We start from the raw sequence: 17,849 nt of genomic DNA, 5'->3' as shown, positions 1-17,849 counted from the left end.
ACGATACCCATGAAGACCGATTCCGAATCGCACCAGCAGATGAGCGAGCGCCGCAAGGAGAGCTACGAGAAGAAGCGCGCCGAAGCCGACGTCGAAAAAGGCTTGCTGATCGTGAACACCGGGACCGGCAAGGGCAAGTCCACCGCCGCGTTCGGCATGGCCGTGCGTGTGCTCGGACACGGCATGAAGCTCGGCGTCGTGCAGTTCATCAAAGGCGCATTGCACACGGCAGAGCGCGATTTCCTCGGCGCGGCCGCACACTGCGACTTCGTGACGATGGGCGACGGCTATACCTGGAATACGCAGAATCGTGACGCTGACATCGCGACGGCACGCAAGGGCTGGGATGCCGCGCGCGCAATGATCCTCGGCGGCGAGCACCAGATGGTGATCCTCGACGAACTCAATATCGTGCTCAAGTACGAATACCTGCCGATCGAAGAAGTTCTCGATGTGCTGAGCCGCCGTCCGCCGATGGTGCATGTCGTGATCACGGGTCGCAACGCGCCCGATGCGCTGATCGAGGCCGCCGATCTCGTGACCGAAATGAAGCTCGTCAAACATCCGTATCGCGAGCAGCATGTCAAAGCGCAACGCGGCGTCGAGTTTTAAACGATGCCGTCGTGTCCCGCGCTGTTCATCAGCGCACCCGCATCGGGTCAAGGCAAAACAACGCTGACCGCGGCGCTCGCGCGATTTCATCGCCGCGCCGGCCGCCGCGTGCGCGTGTTCAAGACGGGACCTGATTTTCTCGATCCGATGATTCTTGCGCGCGCATCGGGCGCGCCCGTGTATTCGCTTGATCTGTGGATGGTCGGCGAAGACGCATGCCGCAGGTTGCTCGCGCAAGCGGCTTCGGAAGCTGACGTGATCCTGATCGAAGGGGTCATGGGTCTGTTCGACGGCACGCCGAGCAGCGCCGATCTCGCGTCGGTGTTTCAGGTGCCGGTCGCCGCAGTGATTTCCGCACAATCGCTCGCGCAGACCTTCGGTGCGATCGCGTTCGGTCTTTCGCACTTTCGACCGGACCTGCCGTTTTATGGCGTGCTCGCGAACCGCATTGCCTCACCGCGCCACAGCGACATGGTGCGCGCCGGTATACCGGATTCGATCCGTTGGCTTGGCGAGATCGGGAACGACGCCGGGTTCGAGTTGCCCGATCGCCACCTGGGTCTGTTTCAGGCGAGTGAGATCGCCGACCTCGAAGCACGTCTCGAACGCGCGGCGGACGTGATCGGCCAGACCGGGTTGTCGGAGCTGCCGCCCCCGGTGCACTTTCCCGAGCCGGAGCATCGCATTGACGTACCGCGACTGCTCGAGGGGATGGCTATCGCGGTGGCACGCGACGACGCTTTTTCGTTTATCTATCCCGCGAACCTCGACCTGCTTGCGGCACTCGGCGCGACGCTCGCCTTTTTCTCGCCGCTCGCCGATGAGCCCATCCCGTCCGGCGCGGATGCCCTGTATTTGCCCGGCGGGTATCCCGAGTTGCATGCCGCAACCCTCGCCTCGTGCGAGTTGACAGCCGCGTCGATCCGCGCACACGCCCATGCAGGTCGGCGCATCGTGGCCGAATGCGGCGGGATGCTTTATCTGATCGATTCACTCACGAATGTCGCGGGTCAGACGACGGCGATGCTCGGCTTGCTGCCGGGTCAAGCGACGGTGCGTTCGCGCCTCGCGGCACTGGGCATGCAGCAGCTGGACGCCCGATCGTTGCGCCGGTCGCGTGCCGATGCCCCAGCGCCGCACGACTCTGAGACTGATGAAAAACTGACCGGCCATACATTTCATTACTCCGTGCTCGATACGTCGCTCGTGCCGCTCGGGCATGCCACTCATCCGATCACCGGTGCGCACGGCGAACCGTTTTTTCGGAGTGGCCCTATTGTCGCGAGCTATATGCATGGCTATTGGCCGTCGGCGCCTCGGTTTGTCGCATCGCTGTTTTACGATCCGCCCGAATGACGATCATGGCGCCGGCAAGGACCCGCATCGACAAAGGGCCCACATCGACATCGACATCGGCTTCGGCGTTCCAGCCCGGGACCGCGTCTTTGGCTGGGTCTTTGTTGGTGCTTGCGCCAGCATCATCGTTCGATTCGTTCCACCTCACGCACAAATGTGCATTGCATTAGCACCTTTTATCGCACTCGCATGACGTCCGACCTCGCCCGCACCATCGCCCACGCACGCACGCTCGAACCCGTGGGATCGCCCTGTACCGACATCTGCAAGCTCGACCCCGAGTCAGGTTACTGCCAGGGTTGCCTGCGCACGCGCGACGAAATCCGCGCCTGGAAGACCATGAGCGACACCCACAAGCTCGCGACCTTCGACGTACTGCTCGCTCGCCTCGATACAACGGCCCCTCACGCCACACCCATCCGCACCGACGACGCGTGAGCATGCCGGAAGCGCCCCGGCCCGGCTGACCTCGCTGGCACGCATCGAGTCGTACTTCATGCGGCTAGTATCGTTGATCGAGCAAAGTTCTTTGGGCCACAACCGTGCCCTGTTATTCTCGCTAGCGATCGTCGTGCGCCCATAACGCGTTCGGCAATGGTCCGGCAGGCAGGTCACCGGATTGCACGTTCGTCACTCTGACGACTCTTCCGAAATCTGAATCACAAGTCGGCGAGGCAGATCCCACGCCGCTTTGTTGCGCCGCGGCAGCGGCGGGCATGCAACGGTCGGCGCCGCGCACACCATAGCGAGGCGCCGTCTTCAAGCCAAATAAAGTATTTGGGCAAAGCGTGGCGCGGACCTCAGGATGTCCGGGCATTGAATGCCCAATTGTTTACAATAAAAATAATGACTCCCCGAAAGGGTTTGTTTTATTGCATTGCGGTCTGACCATTCAAGCATGAGGACATCCATGTCGTACGCGATCGAGGCGCATTGCCTCGATGCCATTTCGATTTCGGTCTCGACGGAGTTCGCGCTGTGAGCGAGATCACTTCGTCCTCGAATACCCATCACGACGCGAACTCACCGATTGTGTTCGTCGTGGATGACGACGTTTCGCTGCGGGAAGCGCTCGGCAGCCTGTTCCGTTCGGTCGGGTTGCGTGTGCAAGCGTATGCATCTGCACCCGAGTTGCTTCAGCACACCTTGCCCGACGTGCCGAGCTGCCTGGTACTCGACGTGCGCTTGCCCGGGCTCAGCGGTCTGGAATTCCAGACACAGCTTGCCAAGGCGGATATCCAGCTGCCGATCATCTTCATGACCGGACACGGCGATATTCCGATGACCGTGCGCGCCATGAAGGCCGGCGCAATCGACTTTCTCGCCAAGCCGTTCCGCGATCAGGATCTGCTCGACGCCGTCTCGGCCGCGCTCGCTCGCGATGAAGCGAGACGCCGCAGCGACCGCACGCTATCGGACCTGCGCGAGCGATATGCGTCGCTGACCGCGCGCGAGCGCGAAGTCATGGGTCTCGTGACAACCGGCATGCTCAATAAGCAGATTGCGGCACGCATTGGTTTGAGCGAGATCACGGTCAAGATCCACCGCGGGCATATGATGAAGAAAATGGAGGCAGGCTCCGTCGCCGACCTCGTGAAGATGGCTGAGCAGCTCGGCGTGCGGCAGGACGCAGACCGATAACGGGTGGGTCCTATACCGCCGTATGATTTAACCTCGGGCGCCCGCGGTGTACATTGACTTTCGCGCTATCTGGCGATAGTGGCGAGACAACGCCTATTAACACACTGATCAAGGACAGGCAGCTTGCCGAACTTACCGGTGATCTCCATCATCGACGACGATGCATCCGTTCGCACGGCAACTGAAAGCCTGGTCCGATCCCTGGGCTTTATTGCGCTGACGTTTCCATCCGCCGAAGCCTTCCTCGAGTCCGAGCGCCTCGCGGAGACCGACTGCCTGATCACCGACGTGCAAATGCCGGGAATGAGCGGCGTCGATCTGCAAAGCCGGCTGCTCGATGACGGCGTTCGTGTGCCGATCATCTTCATCACGGCGTTTCCCGAAGACCATATTCGGGAGCGCGCACAGGCGGGCGGCGCTGCGGCCTTCCTGACGAAGCCTTTTGACGGTCAGACGATGATCCAGTGCATCGAAGATGCGCTGGGCACGCCATCGAACTGACACGCGCTCACCCCTGCGCCGTGGGCGATACGGCTTCCCGATAAGGCTTCCCGATACGCCTTCCTCATACGAACGTATGAACCCATCAAACTATTACCGCGTGTAATACACACCACCGTACGATACAAACCCCAATCGACATCGGTTAAGTTATGGGTTGTCAGCACGCTGAGGTCAGCGGGCTCCTGTATCGAGCGGAATACACGCTAGTCGCGTTGTTCAACAGAACAAACATGAAAGCGCTAGCAAGCCCATGAAGTCCGTGGCGTGGACCTGATGAGGTCGACCGCATCGATGGCACGAATGCGAACCCACGAGGATTGAACATGCGACTCTCGTCTTCTCGCGGTATGGACGCCCTCAAGGCTGGCGAGCCATTGCAATCCGTTCGGGACGAAACTCAATGGCGCGAACCCTCCGGCGCCGAGGGTGACGCGCTCGAATCGAAAGTCATTGCCTCGCGCTGGACGCTGACGCAACCGTCGGTCGTCGACGCGGAGAATGAAACGCCCGATGACCGCCACGTGATCGGTATCAACCTTCGTCACACTCAGATCGAGTTTTCGGTCGAGGGACGCACCTTGATCTCCGGCCGCCTGATTCCGGGCATGATGCACGTCGTTGCGCCGGGCCGTCGCTGCGCTGCGCGATTCCAGGCGCCGGCCGATGTGCTTCATCTTCAGGTGTCGCAGCAGATGCTCACCGAGTGCTTCGAGAATGCAAGCGGCCGTGCTCACGCGTCCTCGATCGAAATCGACGATCCCGAAGTCGGCATCGATCCGGGCATCGAGCGGCTGGCCCATGCACTCCTGAGCAACGACACGACCGGCTGCCCATTCGGCCGTCTCTATACGGAAACCGTGAGTCTTGCGATTGTCACGCGCGTGCTCGCACGGCATGTGAATCCGGCGACGACCAAGTCGACTCGCAAAGCGACGTCGCTTGCCAAATGGCGCCTTGACCGCGCGATCGACTATATCGAAGCCAATCTGGCAGAGCCTATCGCTCTGGCCGACGTTGCCAATACGACCGGTCTGACGCGCATGCACTTCGCCGCGCAGTTTCGTGCGGCAACGGGCTACCGTCCGCATGAATACCTGTTGCGCCGGCGCATCGAGCAAGCCCAGAATCTGCTCGCCCGCCCGGAACTGACGCTCGTCGACGCGGCACTGAGCGTGGGTTTCCAGTCGCAGGCGCATTTCTCGACGGTGTTCAAGCGGCTGGTCGGCGAGACGCCGTCACGCTGGCGTCAAATGCGTCTGGGTGAAGCACAGTCGCCTTTGTCGCCAAGCGCGATGGGAATGCAGCCGCAAGCCTGAAACGCCGGGTCACCGCGGCACCGAGGCAGCGGTCCGTTCTTCGCGGCACCGGGGCCCGATCTCTGCGGCACCTTTCAATCACCGCCATTCAGCACCGCGCTGATGTCCCGCCTCTTCGTCACGCGCTCGTTATGTGACTGCCGCGACTACCGATAAGGTAGGTTTGACCGACACAGTCAATCCGGGATTATCACGGTGCCCGCGTCCGCAAGGTCCTGAATCGCTACCGGCGAACATACATTTCCCACCGACCCCGAATTCAACGGGGTCTTTGATCTCACTTTCCCGTCTCTATTTGTAACCGCGTGTTCGGCAGACCGCATTTGTCCGCATATTTCGCTCATGTTTCGTGCGAAAGCTAACGATCTGATTCGCATCGACACGTTAATCTAAATAGGTGCTCCACGCGAATGACGACTGTCATGACGTCTGTCGCGCGTGTCGTACATCGCGAGCTTTTCATTTCCGGCTTCATTTCAAAGCGTGATCGCAGTGCCACTACGGTAACCCGGGGGTTTCGTTGGCGCAGTCGTTCGTGCACCTAAATGGTCTGTCGAGCTATTCGACCGGACTGGATGCGTGCGCTCGATTGTTTCTGACATAGGCTGTGTCTGCTTCACCCCAAAACCGTAGTATTAACCTGGACCTGAAGATGAACCTCAAAAATCATCCTGCTTGCCGTCCCTTTACCGAAGCCGGCAATCTGACGCAAGTCTCCGCCTATTACGAAGAAGGCCGTAACGTGATGTGGATGATGCTGCGTGCACACCCGCGTCCGTGTTTCAACCAGGAGCTCGTGACCGACATCATTACCCTGGCTCGCGCAGCACGCGATTCAGGGCTGCCGTTCGACTTCTGGGTCACCGGCTCGCTCGTTCCGACGTTGTTCAATGTGGGCGGCGATCTGAGCTTCTTCGCCGAGACGATTCGCGCCGGTCAGCGCGAACCGCTCGTCGCCTATGCGCGCTCGTGCATCGACGGACTGCATGAGATCTACTCCGGCTTCGGTGTCGGCGCAGTATCGATTGCGATGGTCGAAGGCTCGGCGCTTGGCGGCGGCTTTGAAGCGGCACTCGCGCATCACTACATCCTGGCTCAAAAGGATGCACGCCTGGGCTTTCCCGAGATTGCTTTTAATTTGTTCCCGGGAATGGGCGGCTATTCATTAGTGACGCGGAAAGCCGGACCGAAGCTCGCTGAAGAACTGATCAGCACGGGCGAATCGCATATGGCCGAGTGGCATTACGACAAGGGTCTGGTCGACGGCACTTTTGAAACCGGCGACGGTTTTCTCGCAACGCGCACGTTTATGGATAGCCTGAAGCCCAAGCTCAACGGGATCAAGGCCATGCTGCGTGCGCGCGACCGGGTGAACCCGCTCACGCGCTCGGAGCTCATGGATATCACCGAAGATTGGGTCCGTGCCGCGTTCAGCGTTGAAGAGAAGGATCTGGCGTTTATGGAACGCCTTGTGATGCTGCAAAATCGGCGCACCTCGAAGCTGCGCCATGTAGGGTGATTCGGTCCGCCGGGGCCAGGCAATAAGCCCGTCACATTAAGGGCGAAACCTGGAAGGTAGCCAGAAACACTGCAGGCCACAAAAGCTCAGGCAATCAGCCTGAGCTTTTGTTTTTCCGTGAGCCAGATCTCGAACGCTTCGGCTGTCATGGGCTTCGCGTAGAGATAGCCCTGTGCGTAGTCGATGCCGGTCTTGCGAATGAACTCTTCCTCGGCCGACGTTTCGACACCTTCGGCCACCACCCCATAGTTGAGCGCCTGAGCCACAGCGACCATCGAACGCACGAGCGCCTGCGACTTCGGGTTCGTATTGATCCCGCGCACAAAGCTGCGATCGAGCTTGATCACGTCGATCGGAATACGCGCGAGCTGAGACAGCGACGAGTAACCCGTACCGAAATCGTCGAGGTGGACCTGCGCACCGAGTTCGCGGAACTGTGTAATCAGCCCGAGCGCCATTTCTTCGTCTTCGATCAGGCAACTCTCGGTGAGCTCGAGATCGAGCAGGCACGGATCGAGGCCCGCCGTTTCGAGCGCGCCGGTCAGGTCGTGAACGATGGCTGTGTCGGACAGCTGGCGCGCGGAGACATTGATCGCCACGCGGATCGAGTGGCCCCGCTCGCTCCATCGGCGCGCCTGGGTTGCCGCGGTCTGCATGACCCATCGGCCAAGCGGGCCGATCATGCCCGACTCTTCGGCGTACGGAATAAAGTCGAGCGGCGACACCATGCCGCGCTCCGGAGAATTCCAGCGCACCAGCGCCTCGACGCCGAGGACTTCTCCCGTCTCGAGACTGATCTTCGGCTGGTAATGCAGCACGAGCTGATTGTCTTCGAGCGCGCGCGGCAGATTGGTGTCGAGCCACATGTACTCGGCCACCTTCTTGTTCATCTCGGGCGAGAACACGCGGAAGGTTCGCTTGCCCGCTTCCTTCGCGACGTACATCGCCGTGTCCGCGCAACGGATCAGGCCTTCGAGCGTATCGCTGTGCGACGGCGACAACGCGATGCCGATCGAGCAGCCCGTGTAGACCTCGATCAGGCCGAGATTGAACGGTGTGCGCAAGCGGTCGAGGATGCGTTGCGCAATCTCTTCGAGCTGGTCCGACGTCTTGCCTTGCGACAGCACGATAAATTCGTCGCCGCCGAGACGGGCGACCAGATCGCCTTCGTCGAGGCATTCCTTGACGGCGGACGAGACGTCCTTGATCAGCCGGTCGCCGATCACATGTCCGTAGTGGTCGTTGACGCGCTTGAAGTTGTCGAGATCGAGAAACAGGATGCCGACCAGCGGCGTGCCTTCAGCCGCGAGTGCGCGCCGGATCCGGTCATGAATCGCATTGCGGTTCGGCAAGCCCGTCAGCGCATCGGTATTCGCAAGTTCAGACAAGCGAGCCTGTGCACGTCGCTCTTCGGTGATATCCGTACCCGAGCAGATCAGGAATTTCTCGTCGACGCCGCTGCCGCTCTGCACGAACTTGTTGCGGAACAGATAAAGACGCGGGCCCGCGATCGTATTGATCAGCCGCTCGACTTCGTAGGCTTCACCGGTACGGAAAAAGCCGCTGATGTTCTGGCTCGACTGCTGCCCTTGTTCGGGCGTCATGAACATCGCGTAGGCGTTCTTGCCGACGACGTCTTCTTCGCGCACGCCCGTCACTTCTTCGCACAGCCGGTTAAAGCGCTGGATATTGCCGTGCTGGTCGAGGATCACGACCAGCGAGTTGACTTCCGAGACGACTTGCTCGGCGAACGACAGACCGTGCACGAGGTCGCGTGCGACCGAGACGGTGTCGTTATAGGCCGATGCCGTGCCGGCCCATTCCTGGAAATTGATCTTTTTGCCGACGAGATGGATCTGCAGCGTGTTGCCGAAGATCACGATATCGAGCACGAGGTGGGACGTGACGCCGGTCATCGTGCGCACGCGCGCGGCCTGCTCGCTGCTCAGGGCGACCGAAACCGTAGCCGGTCCGCTGATCGCGGACAGCTGCAAGGCATTGCTGTCGCTCGACAGCCGCCAGCATGGACTGGCGGTGCCGAAGTGTGCGTACAGCACCGGATAGTCGAGTTCGCCGCTCATGGGCCCCCTCCGGACCAGACTAAGGGTACGGACTGTCACGGTAGGTTGTGCTTAGCGGAACGTCGGCACCCTGCTTGCCTGAGGCAAGACGTCTCGTTGAAAACGGGAACTGAGCAATCCGCAATGAAAATTTAAGCCAGCGTAGCACGATATTTTTATAACAGTAAGCCGATGAGAAGGGCCAAATACCGCTTCCTTTCGTAATTGACCCGGCACGAGGCTTGCCTGAGAAAAAAATCGGTGCACCACCGACCTGCCGGACATCGTCCGGCATTCCCGAGTCGCTTGCATGTCCGCATCGCTCGCGCGGTCGCAACGACCGGCAAAGCCTTGTCCCGCAAGGAATCGATGGCCTTCTTCGATCGTGATGAGAGCCGGGCCATGCGCGTTTCGCATGGCATACAACACCTTGAACCCGGCCCTCTTGCCGAAGCAAAACCTGCGGCTTGCCCGCAGGTTACGGCGCGCTATGCGTGTTGCTTATCCGCCTTGAAACTCAGACGGAATTTGTGTAGCAGCGGTTCGGTATACCCGCTTGGCTGTTCACGCCCTTCGAAAACGAGTGCACACGCGGCCTTGTATGCAATCGACGTATCGAAGTGGCCAGCCATCGGCAAGTAGTTAGGATCCCCGGCGTTCTGTTTATCGACGACCACGGCCATGCGTTCGAACGTCTCGCGGACCTGCGATTCGGTGACGACCTTGTGACGTAACCAGTTCGCAATATGCTGGCTCGAGATCCGCAACGTGGCGCGATCTTCCATCAAACCCACATTGTGGATATCGGGCACCTTCGAACAGCCGACGCCCTGATCGATCCAGCGCACGACATAGCCGAGAATGCCCTGCGTGTTGTTCTCGAGTTCCTGGCGAATCTCGTCGGCACCCCACTTCGGCGCATCCACGACCGGGATCGTCAACAGGTCGTCGAGCAAGCCGTCGCGCGCACCCGCCAGGTCCACCTGTTCAAGTTCGCGTTGCACGGCTTCGACGTCGACCTCGTGGTAGTGCAAGGCGTGCAGCGTCGCGGCCGTCGGCGACGGAACCCATGCCGTGTTGGCACCCGCCTTCGGATGCGCGATCTTTTGCTCGAGCATCGCGGCCATCAGGTCGGGCATTGCCCACATGCCCTTGCCGATCTGCGCGCGGCCGCGCAGGCCCGCATTGAGACCTTCAAGCACATTGCTGCGTTCGTAGGCCGCGATCCACGGCGTCGATTTCATGTCGCCCTTGCGCAGCACCGGGCCCGCCTCCATCGCGGAGTGCATCTCGTCGCCGGTGCGATCGAGGAAGCCCGTGTTGATGAACGCAACGCGCGCCGAAGCGGCGGCGATACTCGCGCCAAGATTGACGCTCGTACGGCGCTCCTCGTCCATGATGCCCATCTTGAGCGTGTTGGCCGGCAGACCGAGCAGGCTCTCGACGCGACCGAACAGCTCGTCGGCGAACGCGACTTCGGCCGGCCCGTGCATCTTGGGTTTGACGATATAGAACGAGCCGGTCCGCGAGTTCTTGCGGTTCTTGAGGTCTCGCATTGAGGCAAGGCTCGTTGCGACCGCGTCAAGAATGCCTTCCGGGACTTCGTGGCCGTCCTTGTCGAGCACCGCCGGCGTCGTCATCAGGTGGCCGACATTGCGCACGAACATGAGTGAACGACCGTGCAATGTGAGCGTCGAGCCGTCCGGCGCCGTGTATTCCCGATCCGCGTTGAGGCGGCGCGTGAACGTCTTGCCATTCTTCGTGACTTCCTCGGTCAGGTCACCGGTCATCAGGCCAAGCCAGTTCCGATACACCTGGACCTTGTCTTCGGCATCGACCGCCGCAACCGAATCCTCGCAGTCCATGATCGTCGTGATGGCCGATTCGACGATGATGTCGTTGACGCCTGCGGCGTCGGTCTTGCCGATCGCCGCGTTGCGGTCGATCTGCAATTCGAGGTGCAGGCCGTGGTTCTTGAGCAGGATGGCGACGGGCGCGTCTGCATTGCCCTGATAGCCGGCAAATTGCGCGGGCGTGCGGAGTTCCGTTTCACCCTTGGGTGTCGTTACGACGAGTTTGCCATCCCGCACCGCGTAGGCGGTCGCGTCCTTATGCGAGCCGGTCGCGAGCGGCACGGCGACATCGAGCAGCAGACGGCCGCGCGTGACGACGCGCGCACCGCGCACGGGGTTGAACGTCTTGCCGCGATCAGCACCCTCTGTATCCGGGATCGCATCAGTTCCGTAGAGTGCATCGTAGAGGCTGCCCCAGCGCGCATTCGCCGCATTCAGCGCATAGCGCTGGTTAGAGACGGGCACGACCAGCTGCGGGCCGGCCTGAACGGCGATCTCGGTGTCGACATTCGCCGTCGTGGCCTTGACCGGCGCCTTGCGCGGCAGCAGATAGCCGATACGTTCGAGAAAGGCGCGATACGCCGGCATGTCCTTGACCGGGCCCGGATGCTCGCGGTGCCACGTGTCGAGTTCGACCTGCAGGCGGTCGCGCTCGGCGAGCAATGCGCGGTTCTTCGGGGCGAGATCGTGCACAAGTGCGTCGAAGCCCTTCCAGAAGGCGGCGGCGTCGATGCCCGTACCGGGCAATGCCTCTTCTTCGATAAACCGGCTCAGAACGGCCGCGACTTTCAGGCCGTGATGCTCGATGCGTTCACTCATAAATGCCTCTACGTCTGATGGGAAATCCGGATCCGCCCGTTCAGGCTTGCGCCGCCGCGACACCCGCCTTCGCGACTTGAGCGTCTTCGGGGGCCTTCACGCCCGAGACGCCGACTGCGCCGATGACCTGACCGTCGACGACGACGGGCACACCGCCTTCGAGCGTGCCGCTGAGCACCGGCGCCGACAGGAAGGCCGTGCGGCCGCCATTGATCATGTCTTCATAGGCCTTCGACTCGCGGCGGCCCAGCGCTGCAGTGCGTGCCTTTTCGATCGCGATATAGGCACTGACCGGCGCACAGTTGTCGAGGCGCTCGAGCGCGAGCGGGTGGCCGCCGTCGTCAACGATGGCAATGGCGACGGGCCAGCCATGCGCGAGCGCTTCAGTGCGGGCGGCGGCGAGAATGCGGGAGACTTCGGTCGTGGTCAGGACAGCCTTGGTTTGCATGCGTTTTCCGTTCTGCGTGAGGAGTGGAAGGACATCACGATGGAGCTGCAATCACCCGAGTCTAGCGGCCGGCTCGAGCGGTGACAAACGAATGGTATACCAAGCATCTCCCACGTTGAGGTCGACTCTCGCGACGGCAGATGCATCTCCATGCGCGACCGCGATGCAAAAGCATACTTCAGGCCGAGCCCGATGGCCGCACGGATGGGTTCGGGGCCGACAGCTGGGCCATTGGCAGCTTGAGACCTTGCCGCCTCGACGCCTTGAGACTTTCTGCCGTCGAGGCTTAGGGGCTTAGGGGCTTAGGGGCTTTGAGGCTTAGGGGCTTTGAGGCTTAGGGGCTTTGGGCTTAGGGGCTTTGAGGCTTAGGGGCTTTGGGCTTTGCCGGCGTGGGGTGCAAGGCGACGAAAGCCGTTCGAAAGTCGAGACAGGCATGCTTCGGGCATGTCCACGCCGCCCCGGCATTCTTCGTCCCCGATATTCGTGACCGACTCAACGACCCGCGAGCCGCTTGCCGCCGACTGGTTCGATCAAGCCACCGCGTTGTGTTCCGCGGGCGACTACACCCATGCGATGGCCCTCGCTGCCGCCGCACTCAAAACCGGTCTTGCCCTGCCGCTTCGTGTGCAGACGCTCAATCTCTGTGCCCTGAGTGCACTCGGACTGAACCGCCTGCACGAAGCCGAAACATGCTGGCGCGCGTGTATCGCCGCACAACCGGCGTTCGTCGAAGCGTATAGCAACCTCGGCGCCCTGCTCGTGTCGACGAAGCGGCTCGACGACGCGCATGCGATCTATACCCAATGGCTCGAGAACGCGCCGGGCGACGCCGACGCGCTTCACGCCCTGGCGCAGGCATTGCGCGAGCGCAAGCAACTGGCCGAGGCCTTGCGCCTCGCACACGAAGCGCTCGCTGCGCGTCCGGACGACACGGAGATCCGCTTCGGGCTGGCAATGACATTGCACGATCACGGCAAACTTGCCGAAGCCGAACACGCCTATCGCGCCGTGCTCGAGCGACACCCCGACCATCGCGGCGTGCCCTATCGCCTGGGCAACGTGCTCAAGGATCTCGGCCGCTATCCGGAGGCGATCGGCGCCTACCAGCAAGCACTCGCGATCGATCCGCGTGATGCCAACGCCCTGCGGCAGCTCGGCGATGCGTTACGCGGCGCGGGTCATTTGCCCGAAGCCGAGAAAGCGTGCCTGCTCGCCCTGGCCATTCGCCCCGACGATCCCGAGACACTCAACGCGCTCGCGGCCGCACTCTGCGCGTTGCAACGCTTCCCGGAAGCGGAAGCCGCCTGCCGCCGCGCGATCGCAATTCGCCCCGCGTTTGCCGAAGCGCAGTTCAACCTCGGCATCATTCTGAGCGCGCTCGGACGACGCGAAGAAGCGGCCGCAGCGTATCAACGTGCACGTCAGGGCCGGCCCGATGTGGTCGAGATCCACAACAACCTCGGCTGCGTATTGCGCGATCTCGATCGCCTCGACGAAGCCGCGGACGTATTCGCCGAGGCGCTCAAAGTGCGCCCCGGCTTTGCGCAAGCTGCGTATAACCTGGGCAATGTGCTCAAGGCGCTCGGGCGTTTCGGCGAGGCAGAAGCGGCGTACCGGCGGGCGATCGATATCCGCGGAGGCTATCCCGAAGCGCGTTTTGCGCTGGCCACTCTGTTACTGAGTCTCGAACGATTCGAAGAAGCCTGGCCGCTCTACGAATCGCGGTACGAGCACCCCGAGTTTGTGCATCACGCAACCCGCTCGTTGCTCCGCTGCGCGCATTGGCAAGGTGAATCGCTCGAAGGCAAGTCGTTGCTCGTCTGGCAGGAAGACGGGCTCGGCGACATGCTGCATTTCGGCCGGTATTTCGCGCTGCTCAAGGCGCGAGGTCCGAGCCGCATCGTCTTCGCCTGCATGCCCGCACTACGGCGACTGTTTGAGCGGGTGGAGGCCATCGACAGCGTGGTCGATCACCAGAGCGCGCTCGCGGAAGCGGCCGGCTTTGACTACTGGACGAGCCCGCTGAGTGCGCCGCTTCACTTGCACACCACGTTCGATGCGCGTGCGCCCGGAAAGTACCTCCATGCTGCGCCCGAGCTCGTCGATGCGTGGCGGGCACGACTCGCCGTGCCTCGAGACGTGTCCCCTTCCGCCGGCGCGTCCGCTGATACGTCGGTCGAGTCGTTCGTCGAGTCTTTCGAGTCGTTCAAGTCTGCGATGAGCCATACGGGCGTGCACCCGGCCGGGTCCGCATCAGCGTTCCCGGAAGGTTCTTCGGAGGGATCTTCGGCGGAATCGTCGGCCGGGTCTTCCACAGGCTCCTCGTTGGCACCTTCTATGGAGCCTTCGACCGATGCATCGGCGGCCGCTACGCCGACGGCTTCCGGTAGATCGGCTGGCGAAGCTTCGATCGGGCTCGTCTGGAAAGGCAACCCGAAACATCACAACGATGCGCATCGTTCGTTGCCGTCGCTCGCCACGCTTGCTCCGCTGTGGGCCGTGCCAGGGCTCCGTTTTGTCAGCCTGCAAAAAGGTGCGGGAGAAGCGGATGTCGATAGCGTCGTCGATCCCGCAACCGGGTCGACCCTGACGCTTCCCATGACTTCGGTCAGCGCGCAGATCGCGGACCTCGCCGACACGGCGGCGATCATCGCTCAACTCGATCTCGTCATCTGCGTCGACACATCCGTCGCGCATCTCGCGGCGTCAATGGGCAAGCCGTGCTGGATCCTGCTGCCTGAACGCGATGTCGACTGGCGCTGGCTGCATGGCCGCGACGACTCGCCCTGGTATCCGGACACGGTGCGGCTGTTTCGCCGGTCTTCCGGCGAAACATGGGCCAACGTCGTCGAACGTGTCCGTCAGGCCTGTCAGGTGCGCTTTGCGACGAGCGTGAGAATGTCGTAAGACGCAACGAGTTCGCCGTCCTGATTCGTAACGGCGACGTCCCAGGCCACGACGCCCTGCCCCACGCCATTGGTATCGCGCTTGTTGCGGTCAACCTTGCGCTTGCATGTAAGGCGCGCCTGAATCGTGTCGCCGATGCCGACCGGCTTGACGAAGCGCAGCGTATCGAGCCCGTAGTTCGCGAGCACCGGCCCCGGGGCAGGCGACACGAACAGGCCCGCGGCGGCCGACAACACGAAGTAGCCATGCGCGATCCGGCGCCCGAACGTGCTCTCCTTCGCTGCGATCTCGTCAAAGTGCATATAGAAGAAGTCGCCGGAGATGCCGCCGAAGGCCACGATATCGGCGTCGGTCACGGTGCGGCGATGCGTGAGCAGTGAATCGCCCACCTGCAGGTCTTCGAAATGTTTGCGAAACGGATGCACTTCAGATTCACGCACCGTCGCGCCGCGCACATACTCGCGCGTCACGGCAGCAAGCATGGTCGGCGAGCCCTGCACCGCGGTACGTTGCAGATAATGTTTGACCGCGCGGATTCCGCCGAGCTCCTCGCCGCCACCCGCGCGCCCGGGGCCTCCATGCTTGAGCTGCGGCAGCGGCGAGCCATGACCCGTCGACTCGCCCGCGGCATCACGATCGAGCACGAGCAGGCGCCCATGCAGGCTTGCCGCTTCCGGGATCACCCATGCAGCGACGGCCGGATCGTGCGTGACGAGCGTGCCGACCAGACTGCCGCGCCCGCGCGCTGCCAATGCGACGGCCTCTTCGATATCGCGGTAGGGCATCACGGTCGATACCGGCCCGAAGGCCTCCACGTCGTGAACCGCCGCATGCGCATGCGGGTTCTTGCACAGAATCACGGTCGGAGCGACAAAGGCGCCACGTTCCGTGTTGTCGCCGACTGGTGCAAAGGCCCCGTCCGCTGCACTCGCTCCCTGTCCACCGGTGATGACTTCATTGCCCGCCGCCAGCTCGGCAATGCGCGCCAGCACATCGGTCTTCTGCGTGGCGGATGCGAGCGGGCCCATGCGAACCGATTCGAGCGCGGGGTCGCCGACCGTGGTCTTCGCCAGCCGCTCACGCAGGCGCGCGAGCACGGCGTCGATCTGCGCTTCGGGCACGATCGCGCGCCGGATCGCCGTGCATTTCTGGCCCGCTTTCGTCGTGATTTCGCGCGCGAGTTCTTTGACGAACAGATCGAATTCCGGCTCTTCGGGCGTCACATCGGGGCCGAGAATCGCGCAGTTCAGCGAATCCGCCTCGGCGTTGAACGGTATACCTTGCCGTAACAGATTGGCGTTGGCACGCAGCCTGGCGGCCGTATCCGCCGAACCGGTAAAGGTCACGACATCCGGCCCTTCGAGCCGATCGAGCAGATCGCCCGTGCCGCCGATCACGAGTTGCAGCGCGCCGGCCGGCAGCAGTCCCGACTCGTCGATCATGCGTACGAGCCGCTCGGTCAGATAGCTCGTGGCCGTCGCGGGCTTCGCGATGCACGGCATGCCCGCCACAAACGTCGGTGCGAACTTCTCGAGCAAGCCCCACACGGGGAAATTGAAGGCATTGATGTGGACCGCGACACCACGGCGTGGCACCAGAATATGCGTGCCCGCGAATGTGCCCTGCTTGCCCAACTGGACCACGGGTCCTTCATGCACGACCTGACCCGAAGGCAGTTCGTTGTTGCCCAGGCTCGCGTACGCGAATAACGTCCCGATGCCACCGTCGATATCGATCCAGCTGTCATTGCGCGTTGCGCCGGTCAGCGTCGACACCGCGTAAAGCGTCTCTTTACGCTCGAACAGGTATTTCGCAAGGGCCCGCAGAATAGCCGCGCGCTGCTGATAATCGAGCGCAAGCAGCGACGCCAGGCCGGTGCGGCGCGCGTGATCGAGTGCCTCGCCGAAGTCGATCGTATCCGCGTGGGTCGCGCCGATCGTTTCGCCGGTGACGGCACTGTGCAGATCCTGCCCCGCGTGCGATCCGAACCACTTGCCTGCAATATGGCTTTGAAGAACGCCAAGTGATGAAGTCATCGAACTCGGCTCCCTGGCATTCCAGCATGTGAATCGGGCATGTCATGTGTCTCCGGTCAGTCCAGTCAGTTCGATCTTTTCGATCTTGTCGGTAGCGGGTTGTTCGAGGCGCACCGCGCCCAGCCCGCCGAGAAACAGGTCGACCACGATCGGCGCCATCGCCGCATGGTCGAGTTCGCCGTCCGGCTTCAACCATGTAAACATCCAGTTGATCATGCCGAACAGCAACATCGTCAGGGGCTTGGACAACTTCGCCTCGCCCACTTCTGGCCGCAATGCCGCGACCGTCTGCGCCAGATAAGCCACAACCCGGCGCTCTCCGGCGAGAATGCGGTTGTGATCTTCTTCGTTGAGAAACTTCACATCTTCAGTCAGCACGCGATGCTCGTCCTGCGCGTCGGAGTATTCGTCGACAAAGCGCCGTACGAGCGTGCGCAGCCGGGGCTCAGGCTCAAGCCCGAGTTCCGCGACTTCATCGACGACCGCCTCCAGCCGCTCGATATGGTGTTCGCAGATATGCACGAGTAACTGATACTTATCGCGGACGTAGTGGTAGAGCGCGGGCTTCGAGATGCCGCACGCATCGGCCACGTCATTCATTGACGTTCCCGGATAGCCGCCGCGGGCAAACAGATGCGCCGCCTGCTCGAGAATCTTTTCGCGTTGAATGTCGTAATCGGCGGTCCGCTTTCGGGCCATGGCTCACTCCTTGCAAGTGCATCGGTCGATGTCACTATTCTGCCATCGACGTCCGCCGCTGCTTCGCAGCGTTCCGCGC

Annotated in this window: 13 protein-coding genes; 8 read left to right on the top strand and 5 right to left on the bottom strand. The window is 62.1% G+C overall.

The genetic code is table 11. The features are described 5' to 3' along the window. Positions 1-9 precede the first annotated feature (9 nt). The 7 genes from cobO (at position 10) to ACMFWR_RS19665 (ending at position 6,948) form a co-directional block, all read left to right on the top strand. Positions 10-612 carry a cob(I)yrinic acid a,c-diamide adenosyltransferase gene (gene cobO / locus ACMFWR_RS19695; RefSeq protein ID WP_413196374.1) on the top strand — a complete coding sequence of 201 codons (603 nt, stop codon included), beginning with the start codon at positions 10-12 and terminating at the stop codon, positions 610-612. A 3-nt stretch (positions 613-615) separates the two neighbouring features. Beyond that, positions 616-1,968 carry a cobyrinate a,c-diamide synthase gene (locus tag ACMFWR_RS19690; RefSeq protein WP_413196373.1) on the top strand — a complete coding sequence of 451 codons (1,353 nt, stop codon included), beginning with the start codon at positions 616-618 and terminating at the stop codon, positions 1,966-1,968. 189 nt (positions 1,969-2,157) lie between these two features. After that, the gene (locus ACMFWR_RS19685; RefSeq protein ID WP_413196372.1) at positions 2,158-2,406 is read left to right on the top strand and encodes a DUF1289 domain-containing protein; all 249 of its coding nucleotides are present in this window, start codon (positions 2,158-2,160) and stop codon (positions 2,404-2,406) included. A 549-nt stretch (positions 2,407-2,955) separates the two neighbouring features. Then, positions 2,956-3,609, top strand: a complete 654-nt coding sequence (locus ACMFWR_RS19680; RefSeq protein ID WP_413197294.1) for a response regulator transcription factor — start codon at positions 2,956-2,958, stop codon at positions 3,607-3,609. A 123-nt stretch (positions 3,610-3,732) separates the two neighbouring features. Next, the gene (locus tag ACMFWR_RS19675; RefSeq protein WP_413196371.1) at positions 3,733-4,110 is read left to right on the top strand and encodes a response regulator transcription factor; all 378 of its coding nucleotides are present in this window, start codon (positions 3,733-3,735) and stop codon (positions 4,108-4,110) included. Positions 4,111-4,436: 326 nt separating this feature from the next. Continuing rightward, entirely contained in the window at positions 4,437-5,429 is a 993-nt protein-coding gene (locus ACMFWR_RS19670; RefSeq protein WP_413196370.1) for a helix-turn-helix domain-containing protein, read from the top strand. A gap of 652 nt (positions 5,430-6,081) precedes the next feature. Then, the gene (locus ACMFWR_RS19665; RefSeq protein WP_413196369.1) at positions 6,082-6,948 is read left to right on the top strand and encodes a crotonase/enoyl-CoA hydratase family protein; all 867 of its coding nucleotides are present in this window, start codon (positions 6,082-6,084) and stop codon (positions 6,946-6,948) included. An 86-nt stretch (positions 6,949-7,034) separates the two neighbouring features. Here ACMFWR_RS19665 and pdeR read toward each other — a convergent pair whose 3' ends face one another. The 3 genes from pdeR to ACMFWR_RS19650 form a co-directional block, all read right to left on the bottom strand. Next, positions 7,035-9,029: a cyclic di-GMP phosphodiesterase gene (gene pdeR / locus ACMFWR_RS19660; RefSeq protein WP_413196368.1), complete on the bottom strand. Its 1,995-nt coding sequence runs from the start codon at positions 9,027-9,029 to the stop codon at positions 7,035-7,037. Positions 9,030-9,496: 467 nt separating this feature from the next. Continuing rightward, positions 9,497-11,680 carry a malate synthase G gene (locus ACMFWR_RS19655; protein ID WP_413196367.1) on the bottom strand — a complete coding sequence of 728 codons (2,184 nt, stop codon included), beginning with the start codon at positions 11,678-11,680 and terminating at the stop codon, positions 9,497-9,499. Between the two features lie 40 nt (positions 11,681-11,720). Next, entirely contained in the window at positions 11,721-12,128 is a 408-nt protein-coding gene (locus ACMFWR_RS19650) for a heme-binding protein (RefSeq protein WP_413196366.1), read from the bottom strand. 483 nt (positions 12,129-12,611) lie between these two features. On the opposite strand from ACMFWR_RS19650, the gene ACMFWR_RS19645 reads away from it, so the two are divergent. Then, a complete protein-coding gene (locus ACMFWR_RS19645; RefSeq protein ID WP_413196365.1) occupies positions 12,612-15,035 on the top strand; it encodes a tetratricopeptide repeat protein in 2,424 nt (807 codons plus the stop codon). On the opposite strand, the gene paaZ is transcribed toward ACMFWR_RS19645, so the two are convergent. Beyond that, complete coding sequence (paaZ, locus tag ACMFWR_RS19640) at positions 14,999-17,071, bottom strand: phenylacetic acid degradation bifunctional protein PaaZ (RefSeq protein WP_413196364.1); 2,073 nt, start codon at positions 17,069-17,071, stop codon at positions 14,999-15,001. The genes ACMFWR_RS19645 and paaZ overlap by 37 nt on opposite strands. Positions 17,072-17,113: 42 nt before the next feature. Next, positions 17,114-17,770 carry a TetR/AcrR family transcriptional regulator gene (locus ACMFWR_RS19635; RefSeq protein WP_413196363.1) on the bottom strand — a complete coding sequence of 219 codons (657 nt, stop codon included), beginning with the start codon at positions 17,768-17,770 and terminating at the stop codon, positions 17,114-17,116. Between the last annotated feature and the right edge of the window lie 79 nt (positions 17,771-17,849).

Source organism: Pararobbsia alpina, from assembly GCF_965118125.1.
GTDB classification, from domain to species: Bacteria; Pseudomonadota; Gammaproteobacteria; order Burkholderiales; family Burkholderiaceae; genus Pararobbsia; species Pararobbsia alpina_A.
This window is presented reverse-complemented; position numbering and strand designations above follow the sequence as displayed.

Bases quoted from the DNA above. Each gene is read 5' to 3' on its own strand.
- ACMFWR_RS19655 (WP_413196367.1), bottom strand. From the start codon at position 11,680: ATGAGTGAACGCATCGAGCATCACGGCCTGAAAGTCGCGGCCGTTCTG.
- pdeR (WP_413196368.1), bottom strand. From the start codon at position 9,029: ATGAGCGGCGAACTCGACTATCCGGTGCTGTACGCACACTTCGGCACC.
- ACMFWR_RS19670 (WP_413196370.1), top strand. From the start codon at position 4,437: ATGCGACTCTCGTCTTCTCGCGGTATGGACGCCCTCAAGGCTGGCGAG.
- ACMFWR_RS19635 (WP_413196363.1), bottom strand. From the start codon at position 17,770: ATGGCCCGAAAGCGGACCGCCGATTACGACATTCAACGCGAAAAGATT.
- ACMFWR_RS19685 (WP_413196372.1), top strand. From the start codon at position 2,158: ATGACGTCCGACCTCGCCCGCACCATCGCCCACGCACGCACGCTCGAA.
- ACMFWR_RS19665 (WP_413196369.1), top strand. From the start codon at position 6,082: ATGAACCTCAAAAATCATCCTGCTTGCCGTCCCTTTACCGAAGCCGGC.
- ACMFWR_RS19650 (WP_413196366.1), bottom strand. From the start codon at position 12,128: ATGCAAACCAAGGCTGTCCTGACCACGACCGAAGTCTCCCGCATTCTC.
- paaZ (WP_413196364.1), bottom strand. From the start codon at position 17,071: ATGACTTCATCACTTGGCGTTCTTCAAAGCCATATTGCAGGCAAGTGG.
- cobO (WP_413196374.1), top strand. From the start codon at position 10: ATGAAGACCGATTCCGAATCGCACCAGCAGATGAGCGAGCGCCGCAAG.
- ACMFWR_RS19690 (WP_413196373.1), top strand. From the start codon at position 616: ATGCCGTCGTGTCCCGCGCTGTTCATCAGCGCACCCGCATCGGGTCAA.